The 24,191-nt window shown below is 28.6% G+C and carries 28 protein-coding genes; all 28 read right to left on the minus strand.

Going from position 1 to position 24,191, the window contains the following annotated elements; genetic code table 11:
- Position 1: 1 nt before the first annotated feature.
- On the minus strand, positions 2–430 hold the full coding sequence (locus tag JL105_RS05380) for a flagellar basal body-associated FliL family protein (RefSeq protein WP_158280000.1): 429 nt from the start codon (positions 428–430) through the stop codon (positions 2–4).
- 22 nt (positions 431–452) lie between these two features.
- Entirely contained in the window at positions 453–1,172 is a 720-nt protein-coding gene (locus JL105_RS05385) for an OmpA/MotB family protein (RefSeq protein WP_202690630.1), read from the minus strand.
- The gene (locus JL105_RS05390) at positions 1,172–1,957 is read right to left on the minus strand and encodes a flagellar motor protein (protein ID WP_132027245.1); all 786 of its coding nucleotides are present in this window, start codon (positions 1,955–1,957) and stop codon (positions 1,172–1,174) included. Before JL105_RS05390 ends, JL105_RS05385 begins: the two co-directional genes overlap by 1 nt.
- 3 nt (positions 1,958–1,960) lie before the next feature.
- Complete coding sequence (locus JL105_RS05395) at positions 1,961–2,173, minus strand: flagellar FlbD family protein (protein WP_132027243.1); 213 nt, start codon at positions 2,171–2,173, stop codon at positions 1,961–1,963.
- A gap of 54 nt (positions 2,174–2,227) precedes the next feature.
- Positions 2,228–3,628 (minus strand): flagellar hook protein FlgE, encoded by a 1,401-nt coding sequence (locus JL105_RS05400; RefSeq protein ID WP_132027241.1) that lies wholly within the window; start codon positions 3,626–3,628, stop codon positions 2,228–2,230.
- A gap of 76 nt (positions 3,629–3,704) precedes the next feature.
- Positions 3,705–4,094 (minus strand): TIGR02530 family flagellar biosynthesis protein, encoded by a 390-nt coding sequence (locus JL105_RS05405; RefSeq protein ID WP_132027239.1) that lies wholly within the window; start codon positions 4,092–4,094, stop codon positions 3,705–3,707.
- 17 nt (positions 4,095–4,111) lie between these two features.
- Entirely contained in the window at positions 4,112–4,711 is a 600-nt protein-coding gene (locus JL105_RS05410) for a flagellar hook assembly protein FlgD (protein ID WP_132027237.1), read from the minus strand.
- Between the two features lie 12 nt (positions 4,712–4,723).
- Positions 4,724–6,151 (minus strand): flagellar hook-length control protein FliK, encoded by a 1,428-nt coding sequence (locus JL105_RS05415; RefSeq protein WP_158279999.1) that lies wholly within the window; start codon positions 6,149–6,151, stop codon positions 4,724–4,726.
- Positions 6,152–6,180: 29 nt separating this feature from the next.
- Positions 6,181–7,428 (minus strand): MotE family protein, encoded by a 1,248-nt coding sequence (locus tag JL105_RS05420; protein WP_132027233.1) that lies wholly within the window; start codon positions 7,426–7,428, stop codon positions 6,181–6,183.
- 14 nt (positions 7,429–7,442) lie between these two features.
- Positions 7,443–7,880: a flagellar export protein FliJ gene (gene fliJ, locus JL105_RS05425; RefSeq protein ID WP_158279998.1), complete on the minus strand. Its 438-nt coding sequence runs from the start codon at positions 7,878–7,880 to the stop codon at positions 7,443–7,445.
- Between the two features lie 14 nt (positions 7,881–7,894).
- The gene (gene fliI, locus JL105_RS05430) at positions 7,895–9,226 is read right to left on the minus strand and encodes a flagellar protein export ATPase FliI (protein ID WP_132027229.1); all 1,332 of its coding nucleotides are present in this window, start codon (positions 9,224–9,226) and stop codon (positions 7,895–7,897) included.
- A 9-nt stretch (positions 9,227–9,235) separates the two neighbouring features.
- Complete coding sequence (locus JL105_RS05435) at positions 9,236–9,997, minus strand: FliH/SctL family protein (protein ID WP_158279997.1); 762 nt, start codon at positions 9,995–9,997, stop codon at positions 9,236–9,238.
- Positions 9,990–10,994: a flagellar motor switch protein FliG gene (gene fliG, locus JL105_RS05440; RefSeq protein ID WP_132027225.1), complete on the minus strand. Its 1,005-nt coding sequence runs from the start codon at positions 10,992–10,994 to the stop codon at positions 9,990–9,992. Before fliG ends, JL105_RS05435 begins: the two co-directional genes overlap by 8 nt.
- A gap of 12 nt (positions 10,995–11,006) precedes the next feature.
- Positions 11,007–12,500, minus strand: coding sequence for a flagellar basal-body MS-ring/collar protein FliF (fliF, locus tag JL105_RS05445; protein WP_158279996.1), 1,494 nt, complete (start codon positions 12,498–12,500; stop codon positions 11,007–11,009).
- A 52-nt stretch (positions 12,501–12,552) separates the two neighbouring features.
- Positions 12,553–12,849: a flagellar hook-basal body complex protein FliE gene (gene fliE / locus JL105_RS05450; protein ID WP_132027221.1), complete on the minus strand. Its 297-nt coding sequence runs from the start codon at positions 12,847–12,849 to the stop codon at positions 12,553–12,555.
- 4 nt (positions 12,850–12,853) lie between these two features.
- The gene (gene flgC / locus JL105_RS05455; protein ID WP_132027219.1) at positions 12,854–13,294 is read right to left on the minus strand and encodes a flagellar basal body rod protein FlgC; all 441 of its coding nucleotides are present in this window, start codon (positions 13,292–13,294) and stop codon (positions 12,854–12,856) included.
- The gene (flgB, locus tag JL105_RS05460) at positions 13,294–13,704 is read right to left on the minus strand and encodes a flagellar basal body rod protein FlgB (RefSeq protein WP_132027217.1); all 411 of its coding nucleotides are present in this window, start codon (positions 13,702–13,704) and stop codon (positions 13,294–13,296) included. Before flgB ends, flgC begins: the two co-directional genes overlap by 1 nt.
- 210 nt (positions 13,705–13,914) lie before the next feature.
- A complete protein-coding gene (gene codY / locus JL105_RS05465; protein WP_132027215.1) occupies positions 13,915–14,694 on the minus strand; it encodes a GTP-sensing pleiotropic transcriptional regulator CodY in 780 nt (259 codons plus the stop codon).
- Positions 14,695–14,714: 20 nt separating this feature from the next.
- Positions 14,715–15,755 carry an ATP-dependent protease ATPase subunit HslU gene (hslU, locus tag JL105_RS05470; protein ID WP_337907531.1) on the minus strand — a complete coding sequence of 347 codons (1,041 nt, stop codon included), beginning with the start codon at positions 15,753–15,755 and terminating at the stop codon, positions 14,715–14,717.
- Positions 15,704–16,099, minus strand: a complete 396-nt coding sequence (locus JL105_RS11760) for an AAA family ATPase (protein ID WP_273542375.1) — start codon at positions 16,097–16,099, stop codon at positions 15,704–15,706. The genes hslU and JL105_RS11760 overlap by 52 nt, the downstream gene beginning before the upstream one ends.
- Before the next feature lie 12 nt (positions 16,100–16,111).
- Positions 16,112–16,642, minus strand: coding sequence for an ATP-dependent protease subunit HslV (gene hslV, locus JL105_RS05475; protein WP_202690631.1), 531 nt, complete (start codon positions 16,640–16,642; stop codon positions 16,112–16,114).
- A 110-nt stretch (positions 16,643–16,752) separates the two neighbouring features.
- Entirely contained in the window at positions 16,753–18,837 is a 2,085-nt protein-coding gene (gene topA / locus JL105_RS05480; RefSeq protein ID WP_132027209.1) for a type I DNA topoisomerase, read from the minus strand.
- A gap of 27 nt (positions 18,838–18,864) precedes the next feature.
- Positions 18,865–19,962, minus strand: coding sequence for a DNA-processing protein DprA (gene dprA, locus JL105_RS05485; RefSeq protein WP_132027207.1), 1,098 nt, complete (start codon positions 19,960–19,962; stop codon positions 18,865–18,867).
- A gap of 2 nt (positions 19,963–19,964) precedes the next feature.
- Positions 19,965–21,497: a YifB family Mg chelatase-like AAA ATPase gene (locus JL105_RS05490; protein WP_132027205.1), complete on the minus strand. Its 1,533-nt coding sequence runs from the start codon at positions 21,495–21,497 to the stop codon at positions 19,965–19,967.
- A gap of 44 nt (positions 21,498–21,541) precedes the next feature.
- The gene (locus tag JL105_RS05495; protein WP_237722317.1) at positions 21,542–21,856 is read right to left on the minus strand and encodes a YraN family protein; all 315 of its coding nucleotides are present in this window, start codon (positions 21,854–21,856) and stop codon (positions 21,542–21,544) included.
- Positions 21,857–21,887: 31 nt separating this feature from the next.
- Positions 21,888–22,175, minus strand: coding sequence for an EscU/YscU/HrcU family type III secretion system export apparatus switch protein (locus JL105_RS05500; RefSeq protein WP_132027201.1), 288 nt, complete (start codon positions 22,173–22,175; stop codon positions 21,888–21,890).
- Between the two features lie 4 nt (positions 22,176–22,179).
- On the minus strand, positions 22,180–23,559 hold the full coding sequence (locus JL105_RS05505; RefSeq protein WP_132027199.1) for a hypothetical protein: 1,380 nt from the start codon (positions 23,557–23,559) through the stop codon (positions 22,180–22,182).
- A 16-nt stretch (positions 23,560–23,575) separates the two neighbouring features.
- Entirely contained in the window at positions 23,576–24,187 is a 612-nt protein-coding gene (locus tag JL105_RS05510) for a ribonuclease HII (RefSeq protein ID WP_132027197.1), read from the minus strand.
- Between the last annotated feature and the right edge of the window lie 4 nt (positions 24,188–24,191).

Genomic DNA, 24,191 nt, shown 5'->3' on the forward strand with positions numbered 1-24,191 from the left:
CTTATTGAATAATTAGATCATCAAAATATACATTTGTTATTGTTTCATCATTGAACAATTTTATTAAACTTTCCTTTATCTCTTTCTGTAATTTTATCTGACCTTCTTCACCCTGTAATTCTTCTTCAGTCTTATTTCTAATTATTTTATTTATGTCGTCTCTTATTAAGAACTGTTTTTTCTCCAGTAATTCTAATGTTTCTTTATTATTTGTCTCTATGGTTATTTTTACTTTAACTATCTTTTTACTATCTTTTATATTACAATACATATCTTCCAAAGTTAAATTAAATGTTTCTAAATTCTTCTTATTAGAATTATTACCATTTTTATTATTACGATAAAATGTCACGCCTAATACAATACCTACTACCGCTAAAACGACTACTAGAATTAACAGAACAATTAATATTACATTCCTATTATTCATATTATCACTCCATTTCATTTTGCTATGGTTCTATTTCTTCAAAAGACGATTGTAAAATAACTATGTCTACTCTCCTATTTTTTGCCTTGTTTTCTGGGGTATCATTAGGAGCTATTGGTCTATAATAACTATACCCAGAAGATGAAATTCTACTACCTTTAATATTTCCTTCTTCAACAAGATACCTTAGTACATTAGTAGCTCTAATAGCAGATAACTCCCAATTTGTTGGATATTTTTTAGAATAAATTATAGGATCTGTATCAGTATGCCCTTCAACTTTAATCAATTTATCTTTAAATTCATCTCTGTTTAATATATCAGCTACATTTTTTAGTATTTTTTTAGATTCTGGTTTTAAATCTGCTTTTCCTGAATCAAAAAGGACACTATCCATAAATCTCACTACTAAGCCTCTTTCTTCTACTGATAAAATTATTTCTTCACCAAGTCCTATGCTATCGGCATATTTCTCTAAAATATCTTTTAATTCTTCTAAGTCCTCTTCCAATAACCCTTCAGAAGATTCAAGATTTTCATTTAAATCTAAAGTTGTTCCTCCCTCTAATACTCCTGTACCTCCTTGAAAACTACTCATTATACTTCTAAATTTTTGAGCATCAATCTCTGAAAAAGAAAACAAGAGTACAAAAAAACACAACAATAATGTAACCATATCACTATAAGTTGTAAGCCAATTTCCAACATTACTTTCTTCTTCTTTTCGCCTTCTTTTTCTCATCATACTCCCTCTTTCTCTACTTGTTTCCTATAATCCTTTCTCATCTCAGGAGGTATAAATGTTTTTAGCTTTTCTTCTATAATTCTAGGATTTTCCCCTGCTTGTATAGATAATAATCCTTCTACCATTAATTCTTTGACCAATATTTCTGATTTACTTCTAATCTTTAATTTTTGTGCCAAAGGTAAAAATATCACATTAGCTAACATGGAACCATAAAATGTAGTTACTAATGCTACAGACATATTTGGACCTATAGAACTTGGATCATCTAATTGACGTAACATATTTATTAATCCAATTAATGTCCCAATCATACCAAAAGCAGGTGCATATGTAGCCATTGTTTCAAATATACTTTGCCCTTCTGCGTGCCTCTCCTCTAAAAAAACCAACTCTGTTTCCATTATATTTCTTACCAATTCAGGATCAGTCCCATCAACCACCAACATAATCCCTTTTTGTAAAAACTCATCTTCTAATTTTTCTGCATATTCCTCTAAAGAAAGTAATCCTTCTTTTCTTGCTACATTAGCTAAACTAATGATTTCTTGTATCACTTCATCAGGAGATATTTCTTCATAAGAAAAAGCTTTTTTTATAACCTTAAATGTTTTAAGAAAATCTTCCATGGGAAAACTAGCTAAAGTTGAAGCTATTGTTCCTCCTAATGTAATAATTAAAGAAGGTATGTCTATGTAAGCTTTTAACTCCCCTGATGAAAGTATTCCCCCTACAATAAATACAAGTCCTAAAAGGAGACCAACTATTGTTGATATGTCCAATTGCTACACCTCTTTCCCTTCCATTTTTCTTATATACATTATAGGTTTAGACTTAAAATCTACAACTTTATCTATTATCTCATCTACCGTTTCAGCTACTACTATCTTTTGACCCGTAGTAAGTGTAATAACTGTATCCGGGGTTTCCTCTACATACAATATTAAGTCACTATTTACTACAAATTCTTTACCGTTTAATCTTTTTACTTTAATCATAGTATCCCACCTTTGAAAGAAGGGTAGAACCAACTACCCTTCTTTTAAAATAAGTTATCTTTTCATATTAACTAACTCTTGTAACATCTCATCTGATGTAGTTATAATTCTTGAGTTAGCTTGAAAACCCCTTTGAGTAGTAATCATTTCTGTAAATTCCATAGATAAATCTACATTAGACATCTCTAAAGTTCCTGCTGCAATAGGTCCATACCCACTACTAGCAGCTCTTCCAAATTGAGGTTCTCCAGAGTTTCTAGTATCAACAAAGAAATTGTTACCCATTTTTTGAAGTCCCATTGGATTATCAAATTTAGCCAACATAATTTGTCCTAAAGCTTTTCTCTCACCATTGGTAAAAATACCTACTACAGTTCCTGTATCATCAATAGAATATCCTTCTAATTTTCCTGAAGAATTTCCATCCTTTGCATAAGGTTTTGCATCCATATCGTTGGCATATTGGGTAAGTAGCCTGTAACTATCTTTATCGTCTGAACTAAATAAGATTATATCACTAAAGTTTCCCGATGGAGCTACCTTATCTATTTCCTTTTCATCTCTATTTCTATTAAACTTAATAGCATTTAAATTTGTTAGCTCAAATCTGAAGGTTTCAGCATCCTCACCTTCCACAGGGGAGCCTCCAATACTAACTAGTTTTCCCTCGGCGTTAAATATCAGTTTTAGCTCATTATTATTTTCTAATACATCTTTTAAGTCAGTAGCCTCTACATAATTTCCTGTTGCTTGATCTGTTATCCTATCTACACTCATAGTCCAACTAAAGGCTTTGTCATCATCGCCTGTTTTAATTTCATTTTTAACAAATTTAAAGGTTATAATGTACGAATTACCGAGGCTATCTTTTATAACGGTATCTGCCTTATGAGCATTTTGATCCCCTGCTTCAATCCTAGAGTCAAGGTTACCTTCAAATATAATCTTAGTTGTTGCAGTGGGAGCCTTTGTCTCTGATCTGTTTATTCTAATGCCCCCTATTTCTGAAGTAATATTTCCATCTTCGTCAGCTAAATATCCCAGCACTTTATATCCATCAGCTGTAACTAGGTTCCCATCTCTGTCCAAGGTAAAATTTCCTGCCCTGGTATAGTATCTATTCTCAAAATTAGTATCATCAGATACTACAAAAAAGCCTTCTCCATCTATCATTAAGTCTTCAGGATTATCCGTTCTTTGTGCAGGTCCTTTGCTATGGATTGTATTAATAGATCCAATAGATACACCTAACCCTATTTGTTGTGGATTGGTACCTCCTCTGCCTTCTTGAGGTGCACTAGCTCCTCTAATTACTTGACTAAATACCTCTTGAAACGTCATAGCACCCCTTTTGTAGCCTACAGTATTGACATTAGCTATATTATTTCCTATAACATCCATCTTGTTTTGATGGACTCTCAACCCTGATATACCAGAATACATTGATCTCATCATAAATATTACCTCCCATCAATTGGGCAGTTGTATATCATCAATCAGTCAGATATACATAACCTCCTAAAAGGTCCAGTTATACAATAACTGCCCCATCTATATTTGTAAATACATTGTTTTTTAATTGTGCTTTATTAAATGTAGTTATTATAGTTTTGTTTTTTATACTAGCAATAAAAGCCTTATCTCCTACAAATATTAAAGCATCCTTTATTCCTTTTTCTTCTGCTTTATTAAATCCAATTTTTAATTGTTCCAATTCATCTTCACTTAATTTGATATTTCTTGTATCTATCCTTGAAATAGCATGTTTAGAAAATTTAATTTCATTATTTTTATTTTGTGTTTTTTCAAGTATATCTTTAAAATTTTTATTAGATATATTATTCATTTTCCTATTGTTTTGCGATGAGTTAATGATTTGATTTTCTAATTGTTTTATTTTTATATTATTCACAGTTATCATCCTATTCTTGAATTACATTAATCATCTTCCTTAGAATCTGCTTTTTCTAAATTTTCTATTGCAGTAACCAATTCATCATAAGCATTTTGAATTTCTTCTAAAGCTGGATCTTCTTTATCAAATATTTCCTTAGCAGCTAATAAAGCTATGCTAAATTTTTCCCAAGTTTCTTTTGTATAATTGGCTTCCTTCAGTTCTTCAGCGGCTTTTATTTTAGTCCATAATTCTATTTTCCCAACTTGATCTTCAGGATCTTTTCCAAAATAAGTTTCTAAAGCTTTTCTAATATTAGTTATTTCTTTAAGCATTAATACATTTGCTTGAATTTGATTTAAATTAATTATATCCATAGTCTCTAACAATTCTTCACTTAAATTTTCAACATTCTTATTTAAATTTTGCATCTGTTCTAAAGAGCTAAATTGTGCTAATTGCGCTATAAATTCCTTGTCTTCCATTGGATTTAAAGGATCTTGATTAGCTAATTGTGTTGTTAATAATCTTAAAAAAGCATCTTTATCTAAATCGTTTTTTTTAGTTTCTAAAGGTTTTTTATTATCTATTTCATCATCAATATAACGAATATGTTCTTTATATTCTATATTACCTATTTTCATATTAACACCTCCTTAAGCCAATAAATTTATACTCCCTTTTTCATTTATAATTGGTAATGTATTTTGCAGGTATGTCTCTTTTTCTATTAATTCTTTATTTTTAATTTTTAATTTAGTTGATGATTTATTCTGCTTTTTGTTTGAATTAAAATCTAAATCACTTTCTCTTTTAAAATCTTCATTTGTTCCTACAAACACCTCAAAAGCCTTTATTTCCAATCCATTTTCTCTCATATCTTCTTTAAGTTGATACAAATTTGCCTCTATAATATCTTTGGTTTTGTAATTATCTACCATTATTTTTGCTAATATAGATCCTTTCTCCATTTCCATCTTCAACAATAAATCTCCAAGAATTTCTGGTTTTAATTTAATTTTTACTTCTTGCTTAGAATTTTCTAAATTTACTTTCACCTTATCAACTATTTGCTTAAATATATCTTTATAATCTACTTGTTGAAGTTTTTGTTCATTTGACTCAATGTTTTCTGAATCAAATTTCTCATTAATAATTCCAAATATTAAATTATTATAGTCATTTTTAAATTCATTATTAAATTCAGGCTGTTCTCCTACAACTTCTTGTTCATTAACAATTAACATTTCATCTGCTATAACTGCTTCATCTTCAGATACAAATTCTTTTTTTAATAATTCAGTTGATCTTATTTTATCTTCTTGAATATCAAAATAATCTTCCATTGTTGAACCAATCATTAAGTCATCTATATCTTCTAACTCTTCTATATTTTTATTACTATTACTATTTTTAATATCATTATTATTCTTTATGTTATTATCTTCTAAATCCCTTCTTGTAAATATTTGCCTGTCTAAATTAGCAAAATCATCTTTTTTTATTGCATCCTTAAATTTACTTAATATTTCTTCTAAAGTATCATAAATACTTTCTATTATTAATTTTTCTTCTGTATTATTTTTAATTTTAGGTAAAAGAGCTTCAATATTTTCAATTAACTCTATCACTTCATTTAACGTTAAATCCTCCAATAATAAGTTGTCTAATAAATGTTCAATTTTTATATTTTTAACATCTTGAAAGTTGATATTTTGAAACTTTAGAAGATCAAATTCACTAGATATATTTTTAATTTCTAAATCATCTAATTCTTCTATTAGTTTTAATAATGAACTTATTAAAACTAATAGTTCATCTTTTACTTCCTCTCCTTTATTTTTATTTCTTTTATCAGTAGGTAACTCATCTTGAATATGTTTTTTAGTGATTCCATTTTTAAATTTTGTTTTTTTACTAGAACCTTTATATTGCTTATTAATATTGCCTATTTCATTTTGTTCCTTTATATATTTTTCAAATTTTTTAGCAAAATTTTCTTGATTTTTTTTAGCAGATTTAATAGCAGAAAAATTGCCATTAGATGTTTTTATATCTTCTAAAATAGAATTTACATTTAACACTTTTTCACCTCCTTTCATAATAGTTGAATTTAAATTTGAGGTTCAGCTAACTTTTGAGTTAATTTAGAAGCTTTATCAGTACTTATATAGTTCATAATATTAGATAAAGCCTTGTTTTTCATTCTAGATAATACATCTATAACTATGCTAGAATCAGAAATTTCATAAGCTGGTTCGGAAAATATTTCTAATTGTGTTACAGTTGCATCATTATCCATCATCTTCTCTACAATCTTTGCAACTTTATCAGGGCTCATCTTTTCATATACAGTAACTAGATCATTAATTTTTTCGTTATATTCTGTCATAAATTGTATAGTTTTACTAATTTCTGTAGTTATAGACTCTTCTTCTCCACTTAATTCTTCTTCCCTTCTAATTACATTAAATAGTTCTTGTATAAATTCATCATCATTTATTTTTGATAGTATTTCTGCTGATTTGAGTACAGATAAATTTTTATAAATAATTCCTAATTCATTCATATTATAAGTATCAGTATTTCCTATTTCCTCCACTGCAATTTCAATAGGTTTTACTTCATACAATCTAGCTAAATCAGCTAATCTTAAATATTTTGCTTTCTTATCCAATAATTTACTTTCTATACTTGACCTTTTATCACTTTTTAATGAATATAATATTTCATTTTCATAAGGTTCATCTAAATAGTATAATATATCTACAACTATATCTTCATTCATCAAACTAAATACTTCGGATAAATTATCTTTAAAATCCTTATCATTCTCTATCCTATTTGTTATCTCTTTAATCGTAATTAGCAAATCTTGATTTTCTAATCTATTTATTTCATCCATAAATTCTTTTTCTTTTCCTTTTTTTATTTCATCATACATAGAAGAAAGAAGATTTTTACTCTGCTCTCTATTTCTAATCATTGTTATTATTTCGCTAGTTTTTGTTGGAGAATTTGAATTCATGTTTTTTATTAGTTCAGCATACAGTTTTCCATCTTCTTTTTTTATTATATACAATTTATCAACAGCTGCACTTGGATCTAAAGACAAAAGATAACTAGCTAAGTATTCTTTTTTATATTCATTATCCTCATCGTCTGAGTTAGCAAATTTATACCCTAATTTCCCTGGCAATTTACTTAATACACTATTTGCTTTAGTATTGAAGGATTTATTATTAAAGTACATAAAAGTTAATATTGATAAAGGTATGATTATCAACACGAAAATTAGTATTAACTTTGCTTTCCATTTTTTCTTTTTTTTTGCTCCTTCGATGTTTTCCATATTTTCCATATTTAATCCCCCTATTATTGGGTACTAGTTTTATAACTTATAATTGAATCTATATGTTTTTCTTCATTTTTTTGTAAATGATAGATATGCTTCTTATATTCCTGCTCTTTTAATTTTTCAAATATTTTCTTTTCCTTCACAGCATTTATCATCTCTTCTTTTGCTTTTTCAGCATCTTTCCTAATGTTTTCAACAATTTGTTTTTGTAAATTTAATTTCTTACTTAAATCATTAATATAATTATTATACATAACTAAGTTGCCAACACTAGTTTCTTCAGTAGATATGTTTTTTTCATCTTTTACATTTGTTATAATTTGATTAATTTCATTTAATTTATCTTCTTCTGCAATTAATTTTTTTTGTGCTACTCCATATTGACTTTTCTTATAGTCTTCAATAGTCTTTTTATAATTTAGAACCCTTTCAAATCTAAAATTAAAATTTGCCATCCACCATTCCCCCATTAAAAGTTGTTTATCTTTTCATATATTGCTTTCATAATAGAAATGGTTTCTTCAAATGGATAACTTTCTAAAACTTCTTGTTTTAATAGTTTATCTATATCTTCCTTCAGTTGAATCGCTATATCGATTTTTCTATTTGAGCCCATTTTATATGCTCCAATATTAATTAAATCCTCAGATTCTCTATAAGTTGCCATTACATCTTTTATAGCATTAGCCATATTCAAATGTTCTTTTTCTATTATACTTGGCATTACCCTGCTAACGCTAGCTAATACATCTATAGCTGGATAATGATTTTGGTTTGCTAATTTTCTTGACAATATAATATGTCCATCGATTATTCCTCGTACTGTATCTGTAACTGGTTCATTAAAATCATCTCCATCTACTAATACCGTATATAATCCCGTTATAGTGCCTTTAGAAGAAGTACCTGCCCTTTCTAAAAGTTTAGGCATTACTGCAAAAACAGAAGGTGTAAAACCTCTGGTTACTGGGGGCTCTCCTATAGCTAGTCCAATTTCTCTTTGAGCCATCGCAAATCTAGTGAGGGAATCCATGAGTAGCATAACATCATTACCATTATCTCTAAAATATTCTGCAATAGCTGTTGCCACCAATGCTCCCTTGACTCTTATCAATGCAGGTTGATCTGATGTAACAACAACTACTACAGATTTTTTTAAACCCTCTTCCTTTAAGTCCTTTTCTATAAATTCTCTAACTTCTCTACCTCTTTCTCCAATTAGACCTATTACGTTTATATCTGCAGAACTATTTCTAGAAACCATACCCATAAGAGTACTTTTCCCTACTCCACTTCCTGAAAATATACCTATTCTTTGACCTTTGCCGCAAGTTAATAATCCATCTATTGCTTTAATACCAAATGATAAAGGTTCAGATATTATTTTTCTTTCTAATGGATTAGGAGGATAATTTGATACAGGATACGTTTTATCAGTTCTTATCGGTCCTTTTCCATCTATTGGATTTCCTAATCCATCTATTACTCTTCCTATTAATTCATCTCCTACATTTACTCTTAAAGTTTTCCCGCTAGCAACTACTTTACTACCTGAGGCAATGCCCTCCATATCTCCTAAAGGCATTAAAAGTATTTTATCTTCTTTAAACCCTACAACTTCTGCTAATACAGGTTCTGAATTATTATATGGGTATATATAGCATAATTCTCCAATTGTTGCCATAGGACCATTGGATTCTATAGTTAATCCGGTAACTTTGGTAATATTCCCTGTATATTTTATAAATCGTTTTTTATTAATTTCTTTTATATATTTTTTTATATTTATTCTTTCTTCCATGAATATCACTCATTCATTATCCAATATAGTTAATAGTAACTCTTTAATTTCTTTTAATTGAGTTTGAAGACTTACATCTATATTACCTTTAGAGGTTTCCAATATACAATCTCCCTTAACCATATCACTATTAACTCGTATATCTATCTCATCCACTAAACTTGCTTTAGCCAATATAACATCTTTATACTTTTCAACTATCTCATAATCCTCTTGTGATGTTATTATTGTTAATTTTTCTGATATTTCTAAATTATCTATTCCCTTCAGTATTAACGATACTATAATTTCTTCATCTTCGTCTACTTTTTTATAAAGTATTTTTTCATATATCGATATAACTAATTGAATTAAATCTTTTTCTGTATCTTTTAATAAACTGTTTCTTTTATTTACATAGTCCTTTTTAATATCTAAAGCTTGAGATATTAATATTTTTGAATCTTCTTTTCCTTCTTTATAACCTTGATTGTAACCTTCATCATAACCTTTCTTGTATCCATTTTTATAACCTTCATCATAGCCCTTAATTTTATTTTCTTTTAATATATCTTGAGCTCTCTTATGTGTATCATCTAATACTTCTTCAGATTTTTCATAAGCAGAATTTATAATTTCTTCAGATTTTTTCACTGCATCTTCAATTATATCATCATATCTTTTTCTTGCTTCCTCTAAAAGATCATCATATACAGTAGCATCCCACTTTTCTTCCTTTTTAGATACTGTACCCTTTTCTATAACTCTTGTAGATTTTATTATATTAGACAATAATTTCATCTCCTCCTCTCGGAGTGATTATTTCTCCTTCTTCTTCAAGTTTTCTAATTACATTTACAATATTTTGTTGTGCTTCCTCTATATCTCTTATTCTTACTGGTCCCATGAACTCTATGTCTTCTTTTATCATCTCTACAAGTCTCTTACTCATATTAGAGAATATAGCTTCTTTAACTTCTTCACTTGCACCCTTTAATGCAATAGCCCATTGAGAATTATCAATCTCTCTAATAATTCTTTGGATACTTCTATTATCTAAAGATACAATATCTTCAAATACAAACATTCTCTTTCTTATTTCTTCACTCAATTCTGCATCCATTGTATCTAACTCTTCCATAATAAACTTCTCAGTACCTCTATCTACAGAATTCAATATATCCACTACTGTTTGTACTCCACCAGTAGTTGTAAAATCCTGAGACAACATACCTGAAAATTTTATCTCTAGTACTTTTTCAATTTCCTTTACAACTTCTGGAGAAGTTCTATCCATTATGGCAATACGTCTTGTAACCTCAGCTTGTTTTTCAGGTGGCAGATTTGCTAATATTTGAGCTGCCTGCCCTGGATTGAGATAAGAAAGTATTAAAGCTATAGTTTGAGGATGCTCATTTTGTATATAATTTAATAGTTGATTTGGATCTGCCTTCCTAATAAATTCAAAAGGTCGAACATGTAAAGAAGATGTCAATTTGTTAATTATATCAACAGCTTTATCAGGACCTAGAGCCCTTTCTAATACTTCCTTAGCATAATTTATTCCACCTTCTGAAATATACTCCTGTGCCAATGCTAATTGATAGAACTCTTCTACTATTTCATTTTTTTCTTCTGCTGATACCATTCGAGTATTTGCAATTTGTAAAGTTAACTCCTCAATTTCCTCTTCAGTTAGATGCTTAAATACCTCTGCAGATTTTTCAGGACCCAAAGTAATTAATAGTATAGCTGCTTTTTCTTTTCCATCTAATTTTTTCTTTGCCATATTAAATCGCTCCTATTCATTTAACCATGTTCTTATGAGTTGTGCTACTATTTCTGGTTTATTTTCTACAAGCTTTTCAATCTGAGCTTTCATTTTAGATTCCTCTGTTTCAAATTCAAGATCTTGCACTTCAGATTCTATCAATGTTTCTTCATCAATTTCTGATCCAATCTCTTTTTCTTCTTCTTGACGTTTTTGTCTTCTATATATCCCATAAGCCACTCCAGCTGATGCCGCAGCTATAGATAATATAATTGCTAACCAATTAATAGACTTTTTATCTTTTTCTTCATCTAAATCAGTTGTTCTAAAATTCTGAGCTACTACTTGTACTTGCTTTGTATCCAAGCCAGTTGCAGCATAAATTAAATCAACAATTTCTTCTTCCAATGCAGGAGTAAATTCCCCATCTACTATAGCATTCTTATTTATAAGTACAGCCACAGTTATATCTTCCACTTGACCTGGTGCCTTCCTAATCTCTTTGTTTATTTCATTTAATTCATAATTTATTGTATTACTTATTTTATCGTATTTTTCATTTCCATCTTCGGGCATAGGGTATGATTCATTAGAATCTTGACCCGGCCTTCCTGCTGCCGTCCCCCCCACCATATGTTCTTCTATTTGTTCCATACTTCTTATTAAACCTTCATCGCTTCCTTCAATTGGTGGAGCAAATTCAACTACACTAGTTTTTTCACTATCAAAATTTATTTTAACACTGGATCTTATATCTACATTACCAGGTCCAAACACATTTTCTAAAAAAGCTTTTAAACTATCATTTATTTTTGATTCTAAGTTGTTTTTAATAACAAATTGATCAGTTAACAAAAAGTCTTCTTCTTGTTCATCAGTCAATAGTTTACCTTCACTATCTATTATTTTTACATTATCTGGATCCATATTTACGGAACCAGCTACCAAGTTTTTTATAGCAGCTATTGTCTCTGCTTTTAAAGGTCTATTATCAGATCTTTCTATAAATACAGATGCTGTAGTTTCTAGTTCAGCTTCTTCTAATACAAAACCTGTATCTTCCTTAATATCTATGTAAACAGTAGCGTTTTCAATACCATCTATCTCAGATATAGTTGATGATAATTCATTTTGAAGAGCATATTTCATTCTTTCCTTCTTATCATAATCAGTCATAGTCCAGCTACTCTCTTTAAATGCATCCATAAAGCCGTAGCCTTCTTTTGGTAATCCATAGGAAGCTAATTCTATTTTTATTTTATTTTTCATATCTGCTGGAACCAATATAGTAGTAGTATCATCTTTGCTAGGAGTTTTCCATTTTACTCCCATTTCATCTAGTTTTTTAGTAATTTGAGCCATATCTTTTAAAGATAAATCTTCATAAAGAACCTCATATTTAGGTCTAGAAAGTATGATGGTAAGTATGACTACGGTAAGAACTACAATTACAGAAATGATGATTATTTTTTTTCTTTTATTTTTATCCATCTCTTGCCAATATTCATTTAATTGGTTCCGCATTTGCTGTATCGTTTCCCCCACCTTGACACCTCATTTCTTCCAGTGTTATCTTCTATATTTGCATTCTCATAATTTCCTTATACGCTTCAACAACCTTGTTTCTTATCCCCAAAGTTAACTGAAGAGCAACATTTGCTTTTTCTGCTGCAATAGTTACATCATGAAGGTTGTCCAATTCACCTGTGATGAGAAGCTTTTTATATTCTTCTTTATCTAATTGCAGTTGATTTACTTTATCTAAAGCATCTTTTAATAAATTATCAAATTTTATTGTTTGTTTTTTAAAATCTCCTTCTTTGTTTTCATGGCATAAAGCTGGTCTATATGTATTAATTGTTTTTATTTGCATCTAACTACCTCCTACCTATATCTAATGCCTTCATTAACATAGCCTTATTTGCATTCATAGCAGTAATATTAACTTCATAAGCCCTTTGTGCATCTATCATATCCACCATTTCTTTCATAATTTCAACATTAGGTAACATTACATATCCATCTTCATTAGCATCAGGATGTCCAGGTTCATATACTAGTCTAAAAGGACTATCATCCTCTACTACTTCTCTTATTTTTACTCCTTGACCATTAAATTTATTGCTCTGCTTTTCTAAGTAATATGAAAAAGGTTTATTTTTATCTTCTTCAAATACTACCATCTGTCTCCTATATGGCATACCCCCTGTTGCCCTTGTTGTATTTGCATTTGCAATATTTTTATTTATTATATCAATTCGAGTCTTTTCTGCCGCTAGTGCAGAAGCACTAATATTAATTGAATCAAATATACCCATTAATATCTACTCCCTTCACTAATAACATTTTTTACTCTATCAAACTCATCTATAGTTTGATCTACAAGGGCATTATACATTATAGTATTTTTTGCAAGATTTGTTGCTTCAATATCTATATCTACACTATTTTTGTCAAATCTATAAGAAAAATTCCTATCAACTGTTATTTCAGGTTCAATATCTTCTACATTTTTAGTTATGGGTAGATGTTTATGATGAGTTCTAACTAATTTACTTTCTTGCTTGTCTATTGCCTCTTTTAACTTATCTTCAAAATTAACAGATAACCTCTTATATTTTGGAGTATCAACATTAGCTATATTATGGTTAATAGCTTTATTTCTTAGCCATATTCCATCTAGCGCTTTGTTTAATATATTAATATCGTTATAAAATTGTTTAAGCATTTTATCACCTCTTATTATAGATATTATTATAATATCTAGTAAAATTCAACATTAACTAACAATATATTAAATTTTATAACTCTTTTTTCATTTACAATATATATAATAACAAAAAAAAGCATATATTTATAGTATTATTTTACTGAAAAATGGAAAAATCCTCCTTAAGTCCTAATAAAAAATAGTGGGATACCCCACTATTTTTTATAATTATTCTCTTGTTTTTTCTAATTCTTCTAAAAGTTTGTCATTTAGTATTTTAATATGTGTACCTTTCATACCTAAAGATCTGGACTCAATTACTCCTGCAGATTCAAGTTTACGAAGAGCATTAACTATTACTGATCTAGTAATACCTACTCTATCAGCAACCTTACTTGCTACAAGTAAACCTTCATCCCCATCTAATTCTTCAAATATGTGTTCCATAGCTTCCAATTCAGAATAAGATAAAGTACCCAAAGCCATTTGCACCATGGCTCTTTTTCTAGCTTCCTCTTCCATTTTTTCACTTTTAGAACGAAGTATTTCCATCCCTACTATAGTGGCACTGTATTCTGCTAATACTAAATCATCTTCAGTAAAGTTTCTACCAAATCGAGCTAAAACTAATGTCCCTAATCTTTCACCACCACTATTTATAGGTATTATAGTAGTAATTTTATCTGGATAATCACATTCTGAAACTTGATCAAAAACACATTCTGTAATTTCCTGTACATTTTCTTTTGTTTCGCTTACTTTTAATAACTCATCATTATACTTTTTAGGAAATCTTTTTTCTTTTACTATTTCTGATCTAATTATATCACAATCAAATCCCGTGGATAGTTCATATCCTAATACCTTGCCCTTTCTACTAGCAATATAAACATTTGCATCTAGTATTTCACTAAGTATTTTACTTAGTTCTTGAAATGATACAGGTTTTGATCCTGAACTCTGTAAAGTTTTGTTTAATCTTCTTGTTTTTTGTAATAAAGTTTCCATCGACTATATCCTCCTTTTATTTACAATATATACTTTGATATATCCCTTTGTTGTATATGTGCCATTAATTTTTCATTTACATATGTTTCATCTATAATTATATCTTTATCATCCAAATCAGATGCTTCAAAAGAGATATCTTCTAACAGCTTTTCTAGAACTGTTTGTAATCTTCTTGCTCCTATATTTTCAGACTGTTCATTTGCAATATATGCATATCTAGCGATAGCTTTGATGGCTTCATCAGTAAACTCTAACTTAATACCTTCAGTACCTAGTAATAATTGATACTGTTTTATTATAGCATTTTTAGGTTTAGTAAGTATTTCTACAAAATTTTCTTCTGTCAAACTCTCTAGCTCTACTCTAATTGGAAATCTTCCTTGAATTTCAGGAATTAAATCACTTACCTTTGAAACATGAAAAGCACCTGCTGCAATAAATAATATATGATCTGTTTTTACAGGTCCATATTTTGTCATAACTGTAGTACCTTCTATAATTGGAAGTATGTCACGCTGAACTCCTTCCCTAGATACATCTGGTCCTCCACCATAATCTTTGCCAGCAATCTTGTCTATTTCATCAATAAATATTATGCCTGTTTCCTGGGCTCTTTCTATTCCTAAGCTTACAACTTCATCCATATCTATAAGTTTTTGTGCTTCTTGATCACTTATTATTTTTCTAGCTTCTCTTATTGTAACCTTTTTCTTTTTAGTCTTTTTTGGTAGAAAATCACCAAATATATCCTCCATATTTATATTATATTCTTCTATACCAAACGTACTAAACAACTCTATGGTGGAATTATAATTGTCTTCTACATCTATTTCAATAATTTCATCTTCTAATTCTCCATTTAACAATTTTTCCCTTATCTCTCTTCGTTTATTCATTATAAGCTCTTTATCTTTTAATGAATTTTCATCATCCTCTTCTTTAATATTAAAAAGAGCTTCTAAGGGGTTAGAGTTTTTTCCTTTTGAAGATATAGGAATCAATATATCTAATATTTTCTCATCAGCAATTTTTTCACTTTTATCATAAACTTCTTCAATTTTTTTACTTTAACCATTCTAATAGATTCTTCCACTAAATCTCTAATCATAGAATCTACATCTCTTCCAACATATCCTACTTCTGTAAATTTAGTAGCTTCCACCTTTACAAAAGGTGCTTTTACCAATTTTGATAATCTTCTTGCTATTTCAGTTTTTCCAACACCTGTTGGTCCTATCATAAGAATATTCTTAGGTTTTATCTCGTCTTTAAACTCTTCAGAAAGTAAATTTCGTCTATATCTATTCCTTAAAGCAATAGCTACAGCTTTTTTTGCTTTATCTTGCCCAATAATATATTTATCTAATTCTTCAACTATTTGCTTTGGTGTAAGTTCAACCATACATCATTCCTCCTAAATTACTTCAATAGTAATATTATTATTAGTATAAATACATATGGATGAAGCTATTAAAATAGATTCCTTAGCTATTTCCTCTGCAGATAAATTAGAATATTTTAGGAGGGCTTTCCCAGAAGCATAAGCATAATTACCACCAGAACCTATAGCAATTATTCCTTCTTCTGGTTCTATCACTTCTCCATTACCAGAAATAAGAAGTAAATTCTTATTATCTGCTGCAATCAACATAGCTTCCAAACGCCTCAAAACTTTATCTCTTCTCCATTCTTTTGCTAATTCAACAGCCGCTCGCTTAAGATTTCCACTATATTGTTCCAATTTTTCTTCTAATATCTCTGCTAAAGTAAGGGCATCAGCTACTGAACCAGCAAATCCTATTATAACATTATCATTATATATCTTTCTAACTTTTTTTGCAGTATTCTTCATGATGGTCGCATCACCAAAAGTAATTTGTCCATCCCCAGCAATTGCAACTTTTCCTTCTTTTTTTACTGCTACAATAGTAGTACCATTTAACAATTATAACACCTCAATTCCTAAAATATAGTAGTATAATAGATAGATAATTCTGAATGTTTTATTATACATATAATAGATTACTACATTTTTAACAAATTGTACAGAAAAATTTACTCCTTTTCAAATCTTTTATATCCGCATTCTTTATTTATACACTGAATTTTAATACCATTTTTAGTTTTTTTCTTAACCATAATTCCATTACATTGTGGACATTTTTCCTTTATAGGTTCATTCCAAGAACTAAAATTACAATTTGGAAAATTACTACATCCATAAAAAATTCTTCCTTTTTTAGAACGTCTTCTTATGATATTACCTCCACAAAGAGGACATGGAATATCTAATTCATCCACTATTGCTTTTGTATTTTTACAATCAGGATATCCAGGGCAAGCTAAAAATTTCCCATATCGCCCATATTTTATAACCATATTCCTTCCACATTTTTCACAAATTTCATCAGTCACTTCATCTTGAATTTCCATTTCATCTATTTCTTCTTCTGCTTTTTTCAATAACACTTCAAAGTCCTTATAAAAATCATCCACTACTGCTTGCCATTTATATTTACCTTCTGCTATTTCATCTAATTTCTCTTCTAATTCTGCAGTGAACTCTTCATTTATTATTTCTCCAAAATATTTTTCTAATAAATCATTTACTAAAATTCCCAACTCAGTAGGTTCAAAAGATTTATTATTTAAAATTACATATTCTCTATTTAATATAGTGGATATAATTGGTGCATAAGTGCTAGGTCTACCAATTCCTAACTCTTCCATTGTCTTAATAAGTGAAGCTTCTGTATATCTAGAAGGTGGCTGAGTGAAATGTTGATTAGGTTCTATTTTATTTACTTTTAATTTTTCACCTTCTACTAGTTTTGGTATTTCCAGATCATTCTCATCATTATCTTGATTATTATATATTTTTAAAAAACCATCAAAATTCAACTTAGAACCTGAGGCTCTAAATACATTTCCATTTGATATTATCCTAACTGAAATAGTGTCATACTTGGCAGGAGCCATCTGAGAACTTATAAATCTCCTCCAAATTAAATCATATAATTTATATTGATCTAAGGTTAAGGAACTTTTTATTTCTTCAGGTTTTCTTAATACTGAAGTAGGTCTTATGCCTTCATGAGCATCTTGAGCTTCTTTTTTACTCTTGTTGATATAATTTTTCCCTCCATTATTATATTCTTTTCCATAATTATTAATTATGAAATTTTTTGCTTGTTCAACTGCTTCATCAGATACTCTAGTAGAGTCAGTTCTAATATATGTTATAAGTCCTACTGTACCTTCGCCTTTAATATCTATTCCTTCATAAAGTTGTTGTGCAATCATCATTGTTTTTTTAGTAGAAAAACCTAATTTCTTTGAACTTTCCTGTTGAAGAGTACTAGTAGTAAAAGGTGCATAAGGATTCTTTTTTCTAGTACTTTTCCTTACACTATCTACAATAAAATTGTCTTCATCTATATTTTTTATTATTTTATCTACTTCTTCTTTATTAGAAATTTCTATTTTCTTATCCTTACCGTCTTCAATAATACCATAAAAATTTGCTTCAAATGGAATATCATTTTTTTCTAATAAAGCTTTAATAGTCCAATATTCTTCAGGAATAAAAGCCTCTATTTCTTTTTCTCTATCGCATATTAGTTTTACTGCTACTGACTGAACTCTACCTGCACTTAAACCTTTTCTTATCTTTCGCCAAAGTAAAGGACTTATTTTATATCCTACAAGCCTATCTAATATTCTCCTAGCTTGTTGTGCATCTACAAGATTTTTATCAATTGCTCTTGGCTTCTTCATAGCATTTAATACGGCATTTTTTGTTATCTCATTAAATTCAACTCTTACTAATTCGTCTTCTGGAATTTTTAATATATGAGCTAAATGCCACGATATAGCTTCTCCTTCTCTATCAGGGTCAGTAGCTAAAAAGATTTTGTTGGATTTTTTGGCCTCATCTTTTAATTCTTTAACCACTGGTCCTTTACCTCTAATTGTAATATATTTTGGCTTATAATTATTTTTTATATCAATGCCTAAAGTACTTTTAGGCAAATCCCTCACATGTCCTACAGAAGCTTTAACTTTATAATTTTTCCCTAAAAATTTTCCAATAGTTTTTGCTTTTGCAGGTGACTCAACTATAACTAAATTCTTTTGCAATACTTACACCTCCAAACAATGATACACTTATAATAAAGTAAATATTCCACCTGTCATTTCTTTAATCATCCCTTTTAATTCCAATATAGTAAGTATACTATTTATAGTAGAAATATCCAATCCAGTTTTTATTGCTATTGTATCTTTGTGTATAGGACCATCCTTTACCAATTCTATTACCTGAATTTCTACTGGACTCAATCCTGATAGGGAAACAGTTTCTTTCTTTTGTATCTTTAATCTTTCCTGTAATTCGTATATTTCCTCAACTATATCATCTATATCCATTACAAGTTTAGCACCATCTTTAATTAATTTATTAGTTCCTCTACTAAAAATACTATTAATATTGCCAGGCAAAGCAAATACTTCTTTGCCTTGCTCCAAAGCATGATGGGCTGTTATCAAAGAGCCGCTCTTTTCTTTAGCTTCAATAACTAATACTCCAAGGGATAAGCCACTTATTAACCTATTTCGCTGAGGAAAATTATATGCTAATGGCGGTACTCCTAAAAAATATTCAGTCATGATCATACCATTTAATGGTATTTCTTTATACAATTTTTCATTTTTCTTTGGATATATTATATCTAAACCATTTCCCAAAATTCCTATTGTCCTGCCATTTTCTTCTATAGCTATTTTATGGGCAATAGCGTCAATACCCAAAGCCAAACCGCTAACTATAGTTATATCTATATTAACCAATTCTCTTACTAGTTTTTCAGTAGCCCATTTACCATAACTAGTGGTTTTTCTCGACCCTACTACTGCAATAGAAAATTCATCTTTTTCCTGCCATTCTCCCTTTTTATATAAAACCTTTGGTTTATCATATATATTATAAAGTCTTTTAGGATAATTTTCATCCAATATAGTAATTACATCAATTTCTTTTTTATTTAATTCATAAAATAATTTATCAATGTATTTTTCTTTTCGATTACATATAATTTTATCTATAATATTAGGTTTTACACCTTTTAAACTATATAATATGTCAGTGGAAGTATACCAAATATCTGTCAATTGGGGAGTCTGTTTCATTAATTTATCTATATTTTTATTTCCAATTCCAAGGCTATTTAACCATATTAAAACTTCTCTATTGGAAATTTCTCTCATATCTACTGCCCCCAATACTTATTATCCATACTTCTATACCTTATAGCTTCCAATATATGTTTATCTCTAATAATATCATCTTCGTCTAAATCAGCAATTGTTCTTCCCACCTTCAGTATTTTATTATAAGTTCTAGCGCTAAACCTATACTTTTTGAATGCTTTTTTCATGATAAATTCAGCTTCATCAGTAAGTTTACAATACTTTTTTATATCTTTTGTCTCTAATTGTGAATTACTATATATGTTTTTATCTTTATATCTTTCTATTTGAATTTTTCTAGCCTTATTAACTCTATTTCTTATATCCTCTGATGTATCTATCTTTCTATCATCTCTTAAATCTTTATAATTTACAGGTAACACTTCAATATGAATATCTATTCTATCCAATAAAGGATTGCTAATTTTAGATAAATATCTATCTATATTACTTTGAGTACAATTACATTCGTGATACGGATCACCATAATATCCGCACGGACATGGGTTCATACTGGCTATCATCATAAACTTAGATGGATAAGTTAAACTAGCATTTACTCTAGATATAGTAACCACTCCATCCTCCATAGGTTGCCTTAATACTTCAATAACTTCTCTTTTAAATTCTGGCAGTTCATCTAAAAACAGCACTCCATTATGTGCTAAAGAAACTTCACCTGGTTTAGGTACTCTTCCTCCACCAATTAATGATGCTACAGATATAGTATGATGAGGTGATCTAAAAGGACGGCTTTTTATCAATGCATTAGACTCTAGCAGACCTGCAACACTATATATTTTTGTAACTTCTATTGATTCTTCAAAAGTTAAGTCAGGTAATATTGTAGGTATTCTTTTAGCTGCCATAGTTTTTCCAGACCCTGGAGGACCAATAATTAATACATTATGATTTCCAGCAGCAGCCACCTCTAGTGCCCGTTTTAAACTCTCCTGTCCCTTTATATCACTAAAATCTATACCATTGTATTTTTTTTCACTCTTAAAAATTGTATTTTCTGTTTTATAAGGCTCTATCCATTCATCTCCATTAAGAAAATCCACTACCTGTTTTAAATCTTTAACAGGAATTATTTCTATATCCTCTACAACTGCTGATTCATTCCTATTATCATAAGGAACTATACATTTTTTAATATTCGATTCACGCATAGAAATTACCATTGGAAGAGCACCTTCCACAGAATTTAATTTTCCATCTAAACCAAGTTCTCCTATAAATGCTACACTATCATCATATGTATTGTCAATTATTCCTACAGCCATAAGAATACCTACTGCAATGGCTAAATCCAATTGAGAGCCTTCTTTTCTCAAATTAGCTGGAACTAGATTAACAGTAATCCTATTTAATGGAAACTCATATCCACTGTTTTTTATAGCAGTACGTACTCTTTCTTTTGACTCTTTAATAGATATATCAGCTAACCCTACAATATTAAATAGAGGAAGTCCCTTAGATAAATCTGTTTCCACTTCTATAACATATCCATTTAACCCTTGTAATACACAGGTATTAACTTTGGAATACATAATAAGGTCCCCCTTTAAAAAACATTTTTATCTTATTTAGACTATCAACAAAAAGCATTCTCTATATGATTAATTTTATATTCTTTAGCTAAAAACACCTCTATTATATCGTATCTTATTTGATAATCAAATAGATTCTTTTCCTTCATATATATAAAAGAAGTCTTTATGATCTTATTTTGTTTTCCCACATTTACTGCTTCATAGGGATAACCAAAATAAGTACTAGTTCTAGTTTTTACTTCTATAAAAGTTAATATATCAGATTTAGCGGCTATTATATCTATCTCTCCTATATTAGTTCTATAATTTGTATCTAAAATTTCATATCCTTGGGATTTAAGATAGTCTAAAGCCAATTTTTCCCCTATTAATCCTTTATCCCTGTTATTAATCTCTACTCCCTCCCTTTTCTTTATCTAAAAGATATACAAATAGGATTATTTCTGAAACAGCTTCATATAGTTCCTCTGGAATTTCCTCATGTAAATCTAATTTAATTAAATCTTCTATTAATTTTTCATCTTTATATATTTCAATTCCTTCTTTATGACCTTTTTCAATAATTTTCTCAGCAATTTCCCCCTTGCCTTTTGCAATTACTTTTGGAGCATTATATTCTTTTTTATAGGATAGAGCTACTGCTTTTTTAATAATTTTATTTTTTCCCTGTTTCATATTTTTACACCTGCACATCTAAAAAATAAATAGGATTCGGATTCACTATTAAATAGTCTAGCATATTATTTTCTTTCTCTTCTGTATATTTAATACTGTTAATTTTATAACCTGTACTATTTACCATTTCATTTAATAAGTTCTCTTTATCCTTAAAAAAAATAATATCATCCTTGTTAATATTTTTAAACAATACATCAATTTTATTTTCAATAACTCTTAAATATATATTTATATTTCCAAAATTATTTGTTTTCAAGTCTATAAAAACATTGATTGCTTCTTTAGGATTATCTTTCTTTTTTTTATTCTTTACTAAAGTAATAAAACCTTCATCCCAAAATTTACTAATTTTAAAAGGAAAACATATAATATTTAAATGTTCATAAAGTTGTTGTAAAAATTCAAATTTATTTTGAATTTCTTCTATACTATCAAATATATTATCATCAATTTTCCCATCTTTAAAGTTAATATTGCCATCTTTAAACAACTGTATTATTTTTTGTATATTTGTCTTATGTCTTATAATATTTTGATCTAGCATATTTAAATTATCATTTTTAATAATATTATATTTATCATTGCTTGTAAATTTTTTCTCTATTATATTTTCTAAATTCATAAAGTTCTCCGAAAATAAATAAGTATTTTCAACCAATTCTAAAAAATATTCTATATTATTCATACTTGGTTTAATATCGTATTTAATAAAAATACTAATAGTTTTGATTAAATTTGAATCTATAGTGTTTCTTTCTAATAGTTGACAAAATTTTTCTTTTACATATTCTGATATATCAAATTGTCCATTATGCTCGTCTTTAGGTTGTATTAGAATATTCCTTATATCTTCATCTCCTATAAATTTTAATTCATCATAAGAATTGACTAGTAAAACCATATCTTCATCAAACATTTTTATAAGCTGTTCTAATTTATCTAATATCCAAAGCCCTTTCTCTAAATTTTCCCTATTTATAGAAACATTATATTTTACTAAACTATCTAAAAATTCTATAGCTACCTCATCTTGTTCTAACTTATATTCTGCTAATATATTCATTAAGTATTCTTCTTTTTTAATAGCTAAATCTAAATTAGTTAGTTTTAAAGAATCATTCGTATTCTTTTCTAAAACAGGAGTCAGTATTATTTTATTAGGCAATAAAGACTTTACAGTAAATGTTATAAGTTTGTCTTCATACTGAGTAAAATTTCCTTCTACATAAGCTTTTACAACCCCAAAGTTTTTAATATCTATAATAGCTAAATCCTCTATAATTTCTAAAATTTTCCCTTTAATTAAATCTCCTTCTTTTAAAGATATCTTCTTTTCATCATTATAGAGATCATATATATTAAACAAATTTGTTATTTTCATAATGGCTTTACCACCTTTATTTACTTAAAATATTACCTAAAAAAGATATTCTGTGAATAGGGGATGGCCCTATTTGTTTAATAGCTTCCCTGTGCTCTTTAGTCCCATATCCTTTATTCTTATTGATTTTATAACCTGGAAATTGTTTGTCCCATATTTGACACAATCTATCCCTATATACTTTTGCAATTATTGATGCACATGCAATACCGTGACTCTTTGCATCACCTTTAATTAAACTAGTTTGAGGTATATCCAAAGATACTCTTTCTGCATCTATCAAAAGGTAATCTGGAATTACCTGCTCATTATTCTTATCCTTTAAATTTAATACTGCTTTCTTCATGGCAAGTTTTGCACTTTCTTTTATGTTTATCTCATCTATAATTTTTGAATCTACTTGCCCAATACCTACAGCAATTGAATTTTCAATTATATCATAATATAATTTTTCTCTCTTTTTCGCTGTCAGTTTTTTTGAATCATCAACTCCATTTATCATTAACCCTTCAGGCATTATAATAGCACAAGCAATTACATCTCCTGCTAAACAGCCACGTCCTACTTCATCTATACAAGCAATAAGTTTATATCCTTCATTGTGAAGTTTGTTTTCAATATCTAGCAATATA

The sequence above is a fragment of the Keratinibaculum paraultunense genome (genome assembly GCF_016767175.1).
GTDB lineage: Bacteria > Bacillota > Clostridia > Tissierellales > Tepidimicrobiaceae > Keratinibaculum > Keratinibaculum paraultunense.

Bases quoted from the DNA above. Each gene is read 5' to 3' on its own strand.
- flgC (WP_132027219.1), bottom strand. From the start codon at position 13,294: ATGGGTATATTTGATTCAATTAATATTAGTGCTTCTGCACTAGCGGCA.
- JL105_RS05380 (WP_158280000.1), bottom strand. From the start codon at position 430: ATGAATAATAGGAATGTAATATTAATTGTTCTGTTAATTCTAGTAGTC.
- fliF (WP_158279996.1), bottom strand. From the start codon at position 12,500: ATGCGGAACCAATTAAATGAATATTGGCAAGAGATGGATAAAAATAAA.
- JL105_RS05505 (WP_132027199.1), bottom strand. From the start codon at position 23,559: ATGAAAATAACAAATTTGTTTAATATATATGATCTCTATAATGATGAA.
- JL105_RS05410 (WP_132027237.1), bottom strand. From the start codon at position 4,711: ATGAAAATAGGTAATATAGAATATAAAGAACATATTCGTTATATTGAT.
- fliE (WP_132027221.1), bottom strand. From the start codon at position 12,849: ATGCAAATAAAAACAATTAATACATATAGACCAGCTTTATGCCATGAA.
- JL105_RS05490 (WP_132027205.1), bottom strand. From the start codon at position 21,497: ATGTATTCCAAAGTTAATACCTGTGTATTACAAGGGTTAAATGGATAT.
- codY (WP_132027215.1), bottom strand. From the start codon at position 14,694: ATGGAAACTTTATTACAAAAAACAAGAAGATTAAACAAAACTTTACAG.
- dprA (WP_132027207.1), bottom strand. From the start codon at position 19,962: ATGAGAGAAATTTCCAATAGAGAAGTTTTAATATGGTTAAATAGCCTT.
- JL105_RS05420 (WP_132027233.1), bottom strand. From the start codon at position 7,428: ATGGAAAATATGGAAAACATCGAAGGAGCAAAAAAAAAGAAAAAATGG.
- JL105_RS05400 (WP_132027241.1), bottom strand. From the start codon at position 3,628: ATGATGAGATCAATGTATTCTGGTATATCAGGGTTGAGAGTCCATCAA.
- fliI (WP_132027229.1), bottom strand. From the start codon at position 9,226: ATGGAAGAAAGAATAAATATAAAAAAATATATAAAAGAAATTAATAAA.
- fliG (WP_132027225.1), bottom strand. From the start codon at position 10,994: ATGGCAAAGAAAAAATTAGATGGAAAAGAAAAAGCAGCTATACTATTA.
- JL105_RS05385 (WP_202690630.1), bottom strand. From the start codon at position 1,172: ATGAGAAAAAGAAGGCGAAAAGAAGAAGAAAGTAATGTTGGAAATTGG.
- flgB (WP_132027217.1), bottom strand. From the start codon at position 13,704: ATGCTTAAACAATTTTATAACGATATTAATATATTAAACAAAGCGCTA.
- JL105_RS11760 (WP_273542375.1), bottom strand. From the start codon at position 16,099: ATGGTTGAACTTACACCAAAGCAAATAGTTGAAGAATTAGATAAATAT.
- JL105_RS05395 (WP_132027243.1), bottom strand. From the start codon at position 2,173: ATGATTAAAGTAAAAAGATTAAACGGTAAAGAATTTGTAGTAAATAGT.
- fliJ (WP_158279998.1), bottom strand. From the start codon at position 7,880: ATGGCAAATTTTAATTTTAGATTTGAAAGGGTTCTAAATTATAAAAAG.
- JL105_RS05500 (WP_132027201.1), bottom strand. From the start codon at position 22,175: ATGAAACAGGGAAAAAATAAAATTATTAAAAAAGCAGTAGCTCTATCC.
- JL105_RS05405 (WP_132027239.1), bottom strand. From the start codon at position 4,094: ATGATAACTGTGAATAATATAAAAATAAAACAATTAGAAAATCAAATC.